Source organism: Stenotrophomonas sp. YJH_SMC_58, assembly GCF_059369635.1.
Genome location: NZ_JCAFSW010000003.1, coordinates 114,656 through 130,234, shown reverse-complemented (window position 1 = coordinate 130,234; position 15,579 = coordinate 114,656). Strand labels below are relative to the sequence as shown.

Genomic DNA, 15,579 nt, shown 5'->3' with positions numbered 1-15,579 from the left:
CAGGCGTCGGCTCAGCAGCAATAGGGCGGGAAGTGCGGAACGGTGGCGGCGACATTCATGCGGCCTGCTCCCGGGTGCCGGGCAGTGCGCGCGGCGGCAGCCCGGCCACAGCCGCGGCAATGGCGCGGATATGGTCGGGCGTGGAGCCGCAGCAGCCGCCGACCAGGTTCAGCAGGCCATCTTCGGCGAAGCCTCGCAGGGTGCTGGCCATGTCCTCCGGCGTCTCGTCATACTCGCCGAAGGCATTGGGCAGGCCGGCATTGGGGTGTGCGCTGACGTAGCAGTCGGCGACCTGCGCAAGGGTTTCCACGTGCGGTCGCATCGCATCGGCGCCCAGCGCGCAGTTCAGCCCGATCGACAGCGGCCGTGCATGCGCCAGCGAGGCATGGAAGGCTTCCGCAGTCTGCCCGGACAGGGTGCGACCGGAAGCGTCGGTGATGGTGCCGGAGATCATCACCGGCAACCGCGCGCCGCGCGCATCGAACGCTTCCTCCAGCGCATACAGCGCGGCCTTGGCGTTGAGCGTGTCGAAGATGGTCTCGACCATGATGGTGTCGGCGCCGCCGTCGATCAGGCCCTCGATGGCTTCGCGGTAGGTGTCGCGCAGTTCGTCGAAGCTGGTGTTGCGGAAGCCCGGATCGTTCACGTCCGGGCTGATCGAGGCGGTGCGGCTGGTCGGGCCGATCACCCCGATCACGAAGCGCGGCTTCCCCGGGGTGGTTGCGGCCACGGCGTCACAACAGGTGCGCGCGACCGCAGCGCCGGCCTTGTTCAACTCGTACACCAGGTGTTCGAGGTGGTAGTCGGCCTGGCTGACCGAAGTGGCGTTGAAGGTGTTGGTCTCGACCAGGTCCGCGCCCGCTTCCAGGTAGGCGGTGTGGATGTCTGCGACGATCTGCGGCCGGGTCAGCAGCAGCAGATCGTTGTTGCCCTTCAGGTCATGGCCTTCCGGCGTGCCGTGGTCGCAGCCGGGGCCATGGCTGTGATCGTAACCGCCGGCGAAGCGTTCGCCACGGTAGTCGTCTTCCTGCAGGCCGTGGCGCTGGATCATCGTGCCCATCGCACCGTCGATGATCAGGATCCGCTCGCGCAGGGCGTCGAGCAGGGCGTTGGCACGCTCAGGATGCAACCAGGGCAGGGCAGGCATGGCGTTCTCGGGCTCAGGGTTTGTGGGCGATCAGCGAAATCACTTCGAAGTGCGGCGGACGCTTCTCGCGGGTGACCGTCTCCAGGCTGGATACCTGCAGGCCGGCCTTGTCGACGAATCTGCGCAGCTCCTTGTCGCTGAAGCCGAGGTTGACGTGGCCGTAGGCCTCCACCGCGGCCTTGTGTTCGTGGCGGGCCAGGCTGCACAGCAGCAGGCGCCCGCCCGGGCGCAGCACGCGCGCGCCTTCGGTCACCGCCTGCGCCGGCTTGCTGGCGTAGGTCAGCGCGTGCATCAGCACTACCAGATCGAAACTGTTGTCCTTGAAGGGCAGCGCATGCATGTCGCCCTCGCGCACTTCCACGTTGGGCAGACGGCGCAGGCGCTCGCTGGCGGCGGCGACCACGCGCGCGCTGGTGTCGATGCAGATGTAGCGCTTGGCATGCGGGGCCACCAGTTCGGCCAGCACGCCGTCACCAGAGGCGATGTCCAGCACGTCGCCGGTCTCCAGCAGCGGCAGCGCGGTGCGGGCGAGGGCTTCCCAGGTGCGCCCCGGGGAGTAGTGGCGTTCCATGTCGCCGGCCACGCTGTCGGCCCAGTTCTGGTCGGAGGCGCGGTGGGCCAGCACGGCAGCGACGCGTTCAGCGTCCTGGCGCAGCAGCGGGTCATCGCTTCCGTTGCTCAAGGCATGCCACAATGCACGCTGCGCCGGGTCCAGCTGGGCCTCGTCGAAGCGGTAATAGGCCGATACGCCGGCACGGCGGTCGCGGACCAGGCCGGCTTCCTTCAGGCGCGCCAGGTGGGTGGACACGCGTGGCTGTGCCAGCCGGGTGATCGCCGACAGTTCGGCCACGGTCAGTTCCTCCTGCTCCAGCAGCGCCAGCAGGCGCACGCGGGTCGCATCGGCGAACACCTTCAGGCGGGTCGACCAGTCTTCAAGATCCATAAATATCTACCTATCGCGATATAGAGATATATTCGCTGAAAGGGCCCGTCGCGGTCAAGTCGCCAGCGTACGGAAACAGCCGGGCCCCGGTACAATCGGGGCACCTGGGCGCGCCGTATGTAGCCCATAACTTCATGTACCCGGGAGGGTGTTGTGGATTTCAGCTTTACCGAAGAGCAGTTGATGCTGCAGGACGTTGCGCGGCGCATCGCGCAGGAGAAGATCGCCCCGAGCGCGGAGCACCATGACCGTACCGGCGAGTTCCCGCTCGACAACATCCGCCTGCTGGGCGAGAACGGCCTGATGGGCATCGAAGTGCCGACCGAATACGGTGGCGCGGGCATGGACCCGGTTGCGTACGTGCTGGCGATGGTGGAGGTCGCCGCCGCCGACGCGGCCCATTCGACCATCATGTCGGTCAACAACTCGCTGTTCTGCAACGGCATCCTCACCCACGGTACCGAGCAGCAGAAGCAGACCTACGTGCGTGCCATCGCCGAGGGCGAGGCCATCGGCGCGTTTGCGCTGACCGAGCCGCAGTCCGGCTCCGACGCCACGGCCATGCGCTGCCGCGCGGTGAAGCAGGCAGACGGCACCTTTGTCATCAATGGCAAGAAGAGCTGGATCACCTCCGGCCCGGTGGCCAGGTACATCGTGCTGTTCGCGATGAGCGAGCCGGACAAGGGCGCACGCGGCATCACCGCCTTCCTCATCGATACCGACAAGGCGGGCTTCGGTCGCGGCAAGACCGAGCCGAAGCTGGGCATCCGCGCTTCGGCCACCTGCGAGATCGAGTTCAACGATTACGTGGCGCAGGCCGAAGACGTGCTGGGCCAGGAAGGCGAGGGCTTCAAGATCGCCATGAGCGTGCTCGATGCCGGCCGCATCGGCATCGCCTCGCAGGCCATCGGCATCGCCCGCGCCGCCTATGAGGCGACCCTGGAGTACGTGAAGGAGCGCAAGGCGTTCGGCGCGGCCATCGGCACCTTCCAGATGACCCAGGCCAAGATCGCCGACATGAAGTGCAAGCTGGACGCAGCGCTGCTGCTGACCCTGCGTGCCGCGTGGGTGAAGGGCCAGGGCAAGCGTTTCAGCACCGAAGCAGCAGTGGCCAAACTGACCGCTTCGGAAGCAGCGATGTGGATCACGCACCAGGCGGTGCAGATCCACGGCGGCATGGGGTACTCGAAGGAGATGCCGCTGGAGCGTTACTTCCGTGATGCCAAGATCACCGAGATCTACGAGGGCACCTCGGAGATCCAGCGCCTGGTGATCGCGCGCAACGAGACCGGGTTGCGCTGATGGACGCGACGGGGCGGCGATTGCCGCCCCGTTTCCTTTGTGCGATCAACGTGGCAATCGGCAAACGATATCCGTTCCATTCCATTCACAGACGATCTGCAGCGACTCAGGTGGAGCACCGGGGAACATGTTCACCCCATAGAGGCGACCGGAGTCGATCCATCGATCCAGATCGTCCCGGCTGTTGAAGTTGTAGGTGCCGGCGAAGTGTTGGGCCACGCCGGGGCTGGTTGCCGCGCCGTCGGGAACCATGTTGCCATTGGCGTCCTTGCTCTGGCCTTGCACGTATCTGGCGGTGTCCACTGACGAAGAGACGATGGCCAGCGTAGTCTTCGAGCCATCGCGCCAGGTGATCCTGTAGATTGCACCGTCGATTCCGAGGGCCTTGCTGACGAAGCTCAGGCCGATCGAGGACAGGAATGTCGCCATGCTGTTCCAGGCCCTCGACGATGTCGTGGCGCCAGTGAATGCCTTGCCCATGGCGCTCTCCAGCCTGAATCGCTCGGTTGCCATCTGCACGACATCGTAGGCGTTGAGGTCCTTGTGCTCTTCCGGGAAGCCTATGCCGTTGGCGTATTGCGGGTCATCAGGATGAACCTCGTACTGGACTCCTCTTCCGGCCCACTGCCGCGGCGCGAACTGTACGGTTGGCACGTTGTTGTCGAGCATCCCCATGATCCGATTGAAGGATGCGTTGATTGGCCCGGGAATCTGCGCCCTTGTTGCGCGATACCGACGTAGCTCGCGATCGTATTCCACATCGAAGCCATGGAGCCGGCGCTGCTGGAAGTCGACGACGATGGTGGGCCCCGTGCCCGAGTAAAGCGCCAGTGCGCGTGGATCGCGACAGTTGTCGCAGACGAGAACGCCTGCCGCATGTGCGTCCTGGACGCTGCTGGCCGCGAAGAGCGCGCCAAGCAGAAGGGCGGGGCGGCTGAAGCGTCGTAGTGGTGCTCTTTCCATGAACTGTCTCCTGGGCGGCATCGGATCGATTGCCGTGGAGGCATCTGGATAGCAACGATCCGGGCGTGCCGCACTTCTGCGCGCCCAGGAATCCAAAGCGGGGGCCTTATGCGAAACCGGTAGACGCCTTGAGCGCCTCGTTGTCGGCGCAGCAGTGGAAGGGGCTTTTCAGTACAGGCCGTATGCGACCGGTCTCCGGGCAGGCGACATGCCAACGATCCATTGGCATTCCCGCTCCTTGGTCGCAGAATGCTCCACCGTTCATGGACGCCACCACATGCTCATCTATCGAGGCGCAGGGCTGCTGACCCTGCTCACACCGATCGCTGCCGTGCTGCTCATCCTCATCCTGTTCCCGGATCCAGCGGTGGGTCGCGGCAATACTTCACTCAGCCAGGTCCTGCTGGCGTTCGGCCTTGGCTCGGCAATCAACACGGTGCTGGGTTTCGTGCTCAATCGAAAGCCGCGTGCACCTCGGCAGCATGCTCCGCATCACTTCTTCTTCCTGCCGATGCAATGGCCTGCGCTGGTGATTGTGGCGGCATGCGTGGTGATCGCAGTGTTGCGCTGAGACGCTGCCCGGACAGCGCCCACCATGGTTGGCGACTACCGGGTATGCCGTTGCCCCGGTAGATGCCAACCTGGGGCGGCATGGATCCAGAAGCGGCAACAAAAAAAGGCCCCGGATCGCTCCGGGGCCTTTCTCGTTTCAGTTCACCGCTGGATCAACGATCCGGACGATGTGCGGCATCCGCATCGCGCTGGCGTTCCATGAACTCCTTGGACGGTTCGTCCAGCTTGTCGCCCAGCATGCGGCGCACGACCACGAAGAACACCGGGATCATCAGCAGGCCGAGCAGGGTGGCGAACAGCATGCCGCCGATCACGCCGGTACCGATGGCGTGGCGGGAGTTGGCGCCGGCACCGGTGGAGATCGCCATCGGGATCACGCCCATGATGAACGCGAACGAGGTCATCAGGATCGGGCGGAAACGCAGGCGCGCCGCTTCGATGGTGGCATCACGCAGGTTCTTGCCTGCTGCGCGCTGCTCCACCGCGAACTCCACGATCAGGATCGCGTTCTTCGCCGCCAGGCCGATCACGGTGATCAGGCCGATCTTGAAGAACAGATCGTTGGGCAGGCCGCGCAGCATCGACAGGCCGAGGGCACCCAGCACGCCCAGCGGCACCACCAGCAGCACCGCCACCGGGATCGACCAGCTTTCATACAGCGCGGCAAGGCACAGGAACACCACCACGATGGACAGCACCAGCAGCAGGGTCGCAGCGTTGCCGGCCAGGATTTCCTGGTAGGACATGCCCGACCAGTCGTAGCCGAAGCCGGCCGGCAGGTCGTCGTTGACGATGCCTTCCATGGTCTGCATCGCCTCACCCGAGCTGGTGCCCGGTGCCTGCGAACCGACGATGTTGATCGCCGAGTAGCCGTTGTAGCGGCTCAGCGACGGCGGCGCCGACACCCATTCGGACTTGACCACCGTGTTCAACGGGATCATCGCGTTGGTGCCATCGGCGTTCTGGGTCAGGCTGGACGGGCTGTAGAAGCTCTTCAGCGATTCCTGGCCAGTGCGGTACGGACCATCGGCCTGCATGGTCACGCGCTTGATGCGGCCTTCGTAGAAGAAGTCGTTGACGTACACCGGGGCCAGCATCAGCTGGATGGTGCTGTACACGTCCGACACCGACATGCCCATCGACTGCGCCTGCACGCGGTCCACATGCAGCTGCAGCTGCGGCGCGTTTTCCAGGCCGTTCGGGCGCACGCCGACCAGGTGGTCCGGCTTCTGCGCGGCCTGGCCGAGCAGGATGTTGCGGGCCTGCGTCAGCTGCTCGTAACCGGCACCACTGCGGTCCTGCAGCCACATGTCGAAGCCGCCGAACTGGCCAAGGCCCTGCACGGTGGGCAGGTTGACCACGAAGATCTGCGCTTCCTTGATGCCGTAGAACGCGCCGTTCATGTTCTGGATGAACTCGGGTGCGGTGAACTTGCGTTCTTCCCACGGCTTCAGGCGGATGAAGCCCATGCCGACGTTCTCGCCGGAACCGACGAAGCTGAAGCCGGCCACCTGCAGCATGCCTTCATAGCCATCCTGCTTTTCCAGGATGCCACGCATCTGCGCGAACACTTCGTTGGTCTGGCCCTTGGTCGAGCCCGGCGGCAGCTGCACGATCGCCAGCGCATAGCCCTGGTCTTCTTCCGGCAGGAAGCTGCCCGGCATGCGGGTGAACAGGAAGCCGCACAGCGCGGTCAGCACCACGAACAGGATCATCCAGCGCGGCGCATGGCGCACCGCAGAGGTGATGTGGCCCACATAGGTGTGGCTGATCTTGTCGTAGTACTTGTTGAAGGTGCGGTAGACGATGTTCGGGTTGTCGTTGTGCGTCGGCTTGAGGAAGGTCGCGCACAGCGCCGGGGTGAAGCCCAGGGCCAGGAACGCCGAGAATGCCATCGAGATGGCGATGGTCAGCGCGAACTGCTTGTAGATCTCACCGGCGGCACCGCCCTGCAGGGCGGAGGGGATGAACACCGCGGCCAGCACGACGGTGATCGCCACCACCGCACCGGTGATCTGGGTCATCGCCTTCTGCGTGGCCGGCTTCGGCGCCAGGCCCTCCTCGGTCATGATGCGTTCGACGTTCTCGATCACCACGATCGCGTCGTCGACCACGATGCCGATCGCCAGCACCATCGCGAACAGCGTCAGCTGGTTGATCGTGAAGCCGATCATCCACATGCCCAGGAAGGTACCGAGCAGCGCCACCGGGATGACCAGGGTCGGGATCAGGGTGGCGCGGAAGTTCTGCAGGAAGATCAGCATCACCAGGAACACCAGGAACACTGCTTCAAACAGTGTCTTGACCACTTCCTGGATCGAGATCTTGACGAAGGTGGTGCTGTCGTACGGCGAGAACCAGGTGACGCCGGCCGGGAAGCTGGGCTGCAGCTCGTCCATCTTGGCGCGCACCGCTTCGGCCACGTTCAGGGCGTTGGCGCCCGGCAGCAGCTGGATGGCGAAGGCGCCGGTCGGCTTGCCGTTGTACTGGGTATCGAAGCCGTAGTTGTTGGCACCGAAGGCGACGCGGGCGATGTCCTTCAGCAGCACGCGCGAGCCATCAGCGTTGGCGCGCAGGATGATGTTCTCGAATTCCTGCGGCGAGCTGAAGCGGCCTTCGGCCGAGACCGTGGCGGTGAAGTGCTGGCCTTCCGGCGACGGATCCGAACCCAGCGCGCCGGCGGCGAACTGCACGTTCTGCGCACGCACCGCGGCCAGTACCTGGCTGGCCGACAGGCCGTAGCCCTGCATCTTTTCCGGGTTCAGCCAGATGTTCATGGCGTACTCGGAACCGAACTGCTGGGTGCTGCCGACGCCGGGGATACGCGAGACCTGGTCGAGCACGCGCGAACCAACGATGTCGTTCAGCGCATCACGGTTGATGGTCGGGGTATCGGACTGCAGCGCCACCACCATCAGGAAGCCGGCGTTGGCCTTGGCCACCACCACGCCCTGCTGGGTCACCTCCGAAGGCAGTCGGGGCGTGGCCAGCGAGACCTTGTTCTGCACCTGCACCTGGGCGATGTCCGGATCGGTGCCCGTCTCGAAGGTCAGGGTGATCTGCGCACGGCCGTTGGACGACGAGGAAGAGCTGAAGTACAGCAGGTGATCGATACCGGTCAGCTGCTGCTCGATCACCTGGGTGACCGATTTTTCCGTGGTGTCGGCACTGGCGCCCGGATAGGTGGCCGAGACGGTGACCTGCGGCGGGGCGATGTTGGGATAGGACTCCACGCCCAGGTTGAGGATCGCGATCACGCCGCTGAGCGAGATCAGGATCGCCACCACCCAGGCGAAGACTGGATGTTCGATGAAAAATTTAGGCATGACGGAAGGTTCCCGTTACTGCTTGTTCGAATCGGTGGCGGCCGGCTTGGCCGCATCGGCCTGCTCGGGCTTGGCCGCGTCGGCCGGTGCCTTGCCAGCAGCCGGTGCGGTGCCCGCCGCAGCGGCGCCGCCTGCGGCCGGCTTGCCGTTGGCGTCCTGCCCCGGGGTCCACGGCTTGGCGACCGCCGGTGCACCTTCCTTGACCTTCTGCACGCCGGCCACGATCACCTTGTCGCCGGCGGCCAGGCCGTCGCTGACCAGCCAGTTGCCGTTCTGCGCGCCATCGGTCTTCACGTTCTTGCGCGCGACCTTGCCGTCGGCGCCGACCACCATCACGTAGCCGCCGGTGGTGTCGCGCAGCAGGGCCTGCTGCGGTACCAGGAAGGCATTGTTGCGTTCGCCCAGGTTGGCCTGGAAGCTGACGAAGGCGCCCGGCAGCAGGATCTGCTGCGGGTTCGGCAGCAACGCGCGCAACGAGACCGCACCGGTGGCCGGGTCGACCGTGGTCGAGGAGAAGTCCAGGGTGCCCGGCTCACTGTAGGTGCTGCCGTCGGCCAGCTTGACGTTCACCGTGGCCTTGCCGTCGCCCGACAGCGCCAGCGCGCCCTTGGCCTGTTGCGCGCGCAGCTGGGTCAGCTCGTCCACGCTCAGCGAGAAGTTCACGTACAGCGGGTCGAGCTGGTCGACGGTGGTCAACAGGGTCACATCGCCCTGGCCGACCAGCGCGCCTTCGGTGACCTGCTGCTTGTTGGCCACGCCGCTGATCGGTGCGGTTACTTCGGTGTAGCCCAGGCTGATGCGCGAGGAAGTCACCGCTGCTTCGGCCTGCTTGACCGCCGCCAGCGCGGTACGCTCGGCCGATTCAGCGTTGTCCAGGTCGGACTTGGAGACGAACTGCTGCGGCGCCAGCGAACGTGCACGGTCGGCGGCCACCTTGGCGTTGGCGTAGGTCGCGCGGGCCGAGGCCAGCTGTGCTTCGGAGGCGTTGAGCGAGGCACGCAGCGGCGCTGGGTCGATCAGGAACAGGGTCTGGCCCTGCTTGACCTGCGAGCCTTCCTGGTAGACGCGCTTGAGCAGCACGCCCGGCACGCGCGCACGCACGTCGGCGCTGCGGAACGGCGACAGGCGACCGACCAGCTCGCGCTGCAGCGGCAGGGTCTGCGGCTTGGCGTCGATCACGCCCACCTCCGGCGGCGGGGGCGTCTGCTGTTCCGGCTTCTTGCAGGCAGCCAGCGCGACAGCAACGGCGCACGTCAAGGCAAGGGTGCGGAGTGGGGCGGTCATCAGGAGGAACTCCGGGGTTGGTTTGAAGACGGGGCCGGCGACGGCTGAGGCGCGAAGGCGCGCAGGAAGCTGTCGACGGAGAACTCTGCCCAGCGCCGACGCAGCCGCGCGTCATCACGATGGGGGGTATGGAAACGCTGTTTGTCGAAATCCTGACCGGCAATCATGCTCAGCAGCAGTTCGGCCATGAAGTGCGGGTCGTCATGCCGGAGCTGGCCACGCATGCAAACGGTTTCAATCCATTCAGCAAGATGAAGTGTCAGTGCGCCGGCTCCGTGCCGGTACAGCGTACGCGCCTCTTCGGGAAACTGGGCCGCGTCGGCGGCGATCAGCCGGCAGGCTTGGCCCACGTGCGGTTGGTTGAAGTGCTCCAGGAAGTCGGTGGCGAACTGGAGCAGGCTGGCACGCAGGTCGTCAGTGCGGAGTGCACGAACCATGGCGCCGGTAGCGTGGCCGACGTGGCGCTGCATCACCCGGCGCAGCAGTTCCTGCTTGCTGCCATAGCGCGAGTACAGGGTCTGCTTGGAGCAGCCGGCGTGCTGGGCAACCGCCTCCATGCTCATCTGCATGCCCTGCTGGGCCAGCAGTTCGCGTACGGCGTCGAACACACGCTCATCGCGTGCATCGAGGGCAACGGGGAGGTAGGCCGGGTTCACGCGGTGGACTATACCGTCCAGTTCAGGATTGTGGAATCGCATCGGCGTCGCCGCGTGTGTCTTCCGGTAACACGTTTTGCCGATCCTGTCGGCAGTGCTGAAACAGGCGCCAGCACCATACCGGTGCGAACTGAATAGGCGTTTGAACCGCAGCAAACCCGAATCTGCTTATTCCGTCCTGCAGCAAGGCCTTTTCGCGCGGTAGGGCTACAATTTCATTTTCCCAACTGAGCAAGCGCATCGCTCTGCCATGAAACCGCAAAAAACCGCAGCCAAGACCGTGAAGAACAAGACGAAACCAGCAGAGTCGGAGGTCGCAGTGACCGCTGGTTTCTCCCTGGAGCCGGTGTACACGGCCTTGCGCAAGCGCTACCCCGCGGCCGCACAGGCCGAAGCAGTGGCCTTTGCCACTGACTTCTACAAGCGCATGGAGTCGGACGAGTTCCCGCACCACAGCGCTGAAGAGTGGGCCGCTCTCGCGGCTGAGACGCTGGAATTCGCGCGTGCCCGCAAGGCCGGCAAGGCCAACGTCCGCGTGTTCAATCCGACCGCGAAGGCCAACGGTTGGGAATCGCCGCACACCGTGCTGCAGATCGTCAACGATGACATGCCCTTCCTCGTCGATACGGTCACCATGTCGCTGGCCGAGCAGGGCGTGGGCGTCCACGTGCTGGGCCACCCGGTGCTGCGCTTCACCCGCGACAAGGCCGGCAAGCTGGTCAAGGTCGGCGAGGGTGATGCCGAATCGGTGATGCTGCTGGAGATCGACCGCCAGCCGGCCGAAGCCATGGCCGCCATCGAACAGGCCATCAACAAGGCGCTGGACGAAGTGCGCGCGATCGTGCGCGACTGGCAGCCGATGAAGGACAAGGCGTTGGCGCTGGCCGACGACCTGGGCAAGCGCCAGCTGCCGGTCGACGATGCATCGCGCAAGGAAGCACAGGAGTTCCTGCGCTGGGCCGCCGACAACCACTTCACCTTCTTCGGCTACCGCGAGTACCGCGTCGAGAAGCAGGGCAAGGAAGACGTACTGGCGCCGCTGAACGACACCGGCCTGGGCCTGATGCGCGGCAAGGACAAGTCCGCCGCCCGTCCGGTCAAGACTCTGGCCGCGCAGGGCCTGAACGCCACGGCCGGCCTGAAGGATGCGCTGATCCTGACCAAGACCAATGCCCGTTCGCGCGTGCACCGCGCCGGCTACATGGACTACATCGGCGTGCTGGAATTCGACGCCAAGGGCAAGATCATCGGCGAGCAGCGCTTCCTTGGCCTGTTCACCTCCAGCGCCTACAACCGTCGCCCGTGGGAGATCCCGCTGGTGCGCCAGCGCCACGAGCACGTGATGAAGCAGTCCGGCCTGGCCCCGGCCAGCCACAGCGGCAAGGCCCTGCGCCACATCCTGGAAACCCTGCCGCGCGAAGAGCTGTTCCAGTCCAGCGAGGACGAACTGTTCCGCACCGCGATGGGCGTGCTGGGCCTGCAGGAGCGCGTGCGCAGCCGCCTGTTCCTGCGCCGCGACAAGTACAGCCGTTTCATCTCCGCGCTGGTCTACCTGCCGCGCGAGCGCTTCAACACCGACGTGCGCCTGCGCATCGAAGCGATGCTGAAGGACGCGCTGCACGGCGAGTACGTGGACAGCTCGGTGGTGCTGGGCGAATCGCCGCTGGCCCAGGTGCACCTGATCGTGCGCCCGAAGCCGGGTGAAATGCTCGACGTTGATACCGCCGAACTGGAGCAGAAGCTGGCCCAGGTGCTGCGCAACTGGCAGGACGACCTGCGCGAAGCGCTGGTGGCCCGCCACGGCGAGACCGAAGGCCTGCGCATCGCCGCCCGTATCGGCAAGGCCCTGCCGGCCGGCTACATCGAAGACAACAGCACGGCTGTTGCGGCCAACGATGTCAGCCAGCTTGATGCCCTGACCGGCCCGGACGACCTGCGCCTGAGCCTGCAGGCCGTGCCGCGCGAAAGCGGCGATGGCCTGCGCCTGAAGCTGTATCGCCAGCTCGACGACATCCCGCTGTCGGACGCGCTGCCGATGATGGAAAACATGGGCCTGCGCGTGATCGCCGAGCGTCCGTACCGCCTGTCGGTCGACAACGCCCCGGTGTACGTGCAGGACTTCGAGGTCGAATCGACCGCCGGCGCGATCGATGCCGCCAGCGTCGATGAAGCCTTCGGCGAGACCTTTGCCCGCGTCTGGCACGGCGATGCCGAGAACGACGGCTTCAACCGCCTGGTGCTGGCTGCCGGCCTGCACTGGCGCCAGGTCGCCATGCTGCGTGGCTACTGCAAGTACCTGCTGCAGACCGGCGTGCCGTTCTCGCAGGCCTACGTGGAAGGCACCTTCGCGCGCTACCCGCTGCTGGCCCGACTGCTGGTCGAGCTGTTCGAAGCGCGCTTCGATCCGGCTACCGGCCACGAGAGCAAGGACGACATCGCCGCCGGCCAGGCCCAGCTGAAGGCTCACTTCGATGTGCTGGCTGCTGGCGACGACGCCACCCTGAAGGTGCTCAAGACCGTGGTCGACGCCCGCAAGGGTGACCGCGACGCGCAGATGCAGGCCGCGCGCGATGCGCTGCTGAAGCTGATGGACCGTGTGTCCAGCCTGGACGAGGACCGCATCCTGCGCTCGTTCATGGGCGTGATCGACGCGACCCTGCGCACCAGCTACTACCAGACCGATGCCAACGGCCAGCACGGCCATGTCATCAGCTTCAAGTTTGATTCGGCGCTGGTGCCGGACCTGCCGAAGCCGCGCCCGTACCGCGAGATCTTCGTCTACGGCCCGCGCGTGGAAGGTACCCACCTGCGCTTCGGCGCGGTCGCCCGTGGTGGCCTGCGCTGGTCGGACCGTCGCGAAGACTTCCGTACCGAAGTGCTGGGCCTGGTCAAGGCACAGATGGTCAAGAACACCGTGATCGTGCCGGTCGGCGCGAAGGGCGGCTTCTTCGCCAAGACCCCGCCGGTGAACGGCGACCGCGACGCGATCTTCGCCAACGGCGTGGCCTGCTACAAGCTGTTCATCCAGGGCCTGCTGGACATCACCGACAACATCGTCAACAACAAGATCGTGCCGCCGGTGGATGTCGTGCGCCACGACATGGACGATCCGTACCTGGTAGTGGCCGCCGACAAGGGCACCGCGACCTTCTCCGACATCGCCAACGGCCTGGCCATCGCGCACGGCTTCTGGATGGGCGATGCGTTCGCCTCCGGTGGTTCGGTTGGCTATGACCACAAGGGCATGGGCATCACCGCACGCGGTGCGTGGGAATCGGTCAAGCGCCACTTCCGTGCGCTGGGCCGTGACAGCCAGACCCAGGACTTCACTGCGGTCGGCGTCGGCGACATGTCCGGCGACGTGTTCGGCAACGGCATGCTGCTGTCGCGCCACATCCGCCTGGTCGCTGCCTTCGACCACCGCCACATCTTCCTGGACCCGAACCCGGATGCGGCCACCACGTTCGTCGAACGTGAGCGCCTGTTCACCGTGCCGCGTTCGAGCTGGGCGGACTACGACGCCAAGCTGATCAGCAAGGGCGGCGGCGTGTACCCGCGCAGCCTGAAGTCGATCGAGATCACCCCGCAGGTGCGTGAAGCGCTGGGCCTGGATGACAACGTCAAGGCGCTGTCGCCGAACGATCTGATGAGCGCGATCCTGAAGGCACCGGTCGACCTGCTGTGGAACGGCGGCATCGGTACCTACGTGAAGGCTGCCAGCGAGCAGCACAGCGATGTCGGCGACCGCGCCAACAACGCCCTGCGCGTGAACGGGGGCGAGCTGCGCTGCAGGGTGGTGGGCGAGGGCGGCAACCTGGGCATGACCCAGCTGGGCCGCATCGAAGCCGCCCAGGCCGGCGTGCTGCTCAATACCGACTTCATCGACAACTCGGCCGGTGTGGACACCTCCGACCACGAGGTCAACATCAAGATCCTGCTCAACGATGTGGTGCGGGCCAAGAAGCTGACCGTCGAGCAGCGCAACAAGCTGCTGGCCTCGATGACCGATGAAGTCGCCGAGCTGGTGCTCAATGACAACTACCGCCAGAACCAGGCGCTGAGCCTGATGGAGCGGATGGCGGTCAAGCGCCTGGGTTCCAAGCAGCACTTCATCCGTACCCTGGAACAGCAGGGCCTGCTGGATCGCCAGATCGAGTTCCTGCCGTCTGACGCCGAGCTGTCCCAGCGCAAGGCGCGCGGCCAGGGCCTGACCCGCCCGGAACTGTCGGTGCTGCTGTCCTACTCGAAGCTGGTGGCGTTCGCCCAGCTGCTGGAATCGGACATCCCGGAAGATCCGTACCTGTCCAAGGAACTGCAGCGTTACTTCCCGACCCCGCTGCAGAAGAAGTACGCCGACGCGATGGAGCGTCACCGCCTGAAGCGCGAAATCATCGCCACGGCCGTGACCAACCAGACCATCAACCGCATGGGCGCCACCTTCCTGATGCGCATGCAGGAAGACACCGGCCGTTCCATCGCCGAGGTCGCCAAGGCCTACACCATCAGCCGCGAAACGCTGGATGCGCGCGCGCTGTGGGCGCAGATCGATGCACTCGACGGCAAGGTGCCGGAGTCGGTGCAGATCGACGCACTGGAAGTGATCTGGAAGCTGCAGCGTTCGTTCGTGCGTTGGCTGTTGTCGCGCCCGGGCGCGATGCCGGGCATCACTGAAGCGGTCAACCGCTACCAGGGTCCGTTCAACGACATCCGCGTTGCCTCGGGTGTGCTGCCGGATTCGCAGCGTCCGACCTACGAAGCCCTGGTGGCCGAGTGGAAGGAAAAGGGCCTGCCGTCCGCGCTGGCGCAGCAGCTGGCCGAACTGCACTTCCTGGAGCCGGCGTTCGACATCATCGAACTGGCCCGCACCCGCAAGCTGAAGCCGGTGGACGTGTCCAAGGTCCACTTCCGCCTGGGCGATGCCCTGCAGCTGCCGTGGCTGTTCGAGCAGGTCGACGCGCTGGAGGTCAACGGTCGTTGGCACGCCGTGGCACGTGGCGTGCTGCGTGACGAACTGGCGGCCAACCACCGCAACCTGGCCGGCCAGGTGCTGGGCACCAAGGGCAGCAGCGCGGAAGCCAAGGTCGCAGCCTGGATGGGCCGTGACGACAACAGCCTGCGCTTCACCCTGGCGATGCTGGCCGAACTGGCCGAGCAGAAGACCCTGGACTACCCGACCGTTTCGGTCGCGGTGCAGCGCCTGGGCCAGCTGGCGGCACACGGCGCGTAAGTGAAGTAGTGCCAGGCCATGCCTGGCATGCGTGAACCGGAACGGCCCCGCGAAAGCGGGGCCGTTCTGCATTGCACGGTAGTGCCGGCCGCTGGCCGGCAGCCGCATGAACCGCAACCGGGTGCAGCTGCCGGCCAGCGGCCGGCACTACCGGGTAT

9 protein-coding genes are annotated in these 15,579 nt (G+C 65.7%); 3 read left to right on the top strand and 6 right to left on the bottom strand.

Going from position 1 to position 15,579, the window contains the following annotated elements; all coding sequences use genetic code 11:
* Positions 1-55 precede the first annotated feature (55 nt).
* Together AC5P68_RS05235 and AC5P68_RS05230 are read right to left on the bottom strand one after the other, a co-directional pair.
* Positions 56-1,147: a homocysteine S-methyltransferase family protein gene (locus AC5P68_RS05235; RefSeq protein WP_111108339.1), complete on the bottom strand. Its 1,092-nt coding sequence runs from the start codon at positions 1,145-1,147 to the stop codon at positions 56-58.
* Positions 1,148-1,160: 13 nt separating this feature from the next.
* Positions 1,161-2,090 (bottom strand): ArsR/SmtB family transcription factor, encoded by a 930-nt coding sequence (locus AC5P68_RS05230; protein WP_005410251.1) that lies wholly within the window; start codon positions 2,088-2,090, stop codon positions 1,161-1,163.
* A 153-nt stretch (positions 2,091-2,243) separates the two neighbouring features.
* Here AC5P68_RS05230 and AC5P68_RS05225 point away from each other — a divergent pair, with 153 nt between their 5' ends.
* Positions 2,244-3,392: an acyl-CoA dehydrogenase family protein gene (locus tag AC5P68_RS05225; RefSeq protein WP_005410250.1), complete on the top strand. Its 1,149-nt coding sequence runs from the start codon at positions 2,244-2,246 to the stop codon at positions 3,390-3,392.
* Between the two features lie 45 nt (positions 3,393-3,437).
* Here the strand turns inward: AC5P68_RS05225 and AC5P68_RS05220 are convergent, their stop codons facing one another.
* Entirely contained in the window at positions 3,438-4,355 is a 918-nt protein-coding gene (locus AC5P68_RS05220) for a hypothetical protein (protein WP_111108338.1), read from the bottom strand.
* A 277-nt stretch (positions 4,356-4,632) separates the two neighbouring features.
* On the opposite strand from AC5P68_RS05220, the gene AC5P68_RS05215 reads away from it, so the two are divergent.
* Complete coding sequence (locus tag AC5P68_RS05215) at positions 4,633-4,926, top strand: hypothetical protein (protein ID WP_288415819.1); 294 nt, start codon at positions 4,633-4,635, stop codon at positions 4,924-4,926.
* A gap of 154 nt (positions 4,927-5,080) precedes the next feature.
* Here AC5P68_RS05215 and AC5P68_RS05210 read toward each other — a convergent pair whose 3' ends face one another.
* The 3 genes from AC5P68_RS05210 to AC5P68_RS05200 are packed head-to-tail and all read right to left on the bottom strand — an operon-like array spanning position 5,081 to position 10,194.
* Positions 5,081-8,254 carry a multidrug efflux RND transporter permease subunit gene (locus AC5P68_RS05210; protein ID WP_164133575.1) on the bottom strand — a complete coding sequence of 1,058 codons (3,174 nt, stop codon included), beginning with the start codon at positions 8,252-8,254 and terminating at the stop codon, positions 5,081-5,083.
* A 15-nt stretch (positions 8,255-8,269) separates the two neighbouring features.
* A complete protein-coding gene (locus AC5P68_RS05205) occupies positions 8,270-9,538 on the bottom strand; it encodes an efflux RND transporter periplasmic adaptor subunit (protein WP_005413920.1) in 1,269 nt (422 codons plus the stop codon).
* Positions 9,538-10,194 (bottom strand): TetR/AcrR family transcriptional regulator, encoded by a 657-nt coding sequence (locus tag AC5P68_RS05200; RefSeq protein ID WP_005410245.1) that lies wholly within the window; start codon positions 10,192-10,194, stop codon positions 9,538-9,540. Before AC5P68_RS05200 ends, AC5P68_RS05205 begins: the two co-directional genes overlap by 1 nt.
* A gap of 250 nt (positions 10,195-10,444) precedes the next feature.
* Here AC5P68_RS05200 and AC5P68_RS05195 point away from each other — a divergent pair, with 250 nt between their 5' ends.
* Positions 10,445-15,421 carry an NAD-glutamate dehydrogenase gene (locus AC5P68_RS05195; protein ID WP_288419768.1) on the top strand — a complete coding sequence of 1,659 codons (4,977 nt, stop codon included), beginning with the start codon at positions 10,445-10,447 and terminating at the stop codon, positions 15,419-15,421.
* The last annotated feature ends 158 nt before the right edge of the window (positions 15,422-15,579 follow it).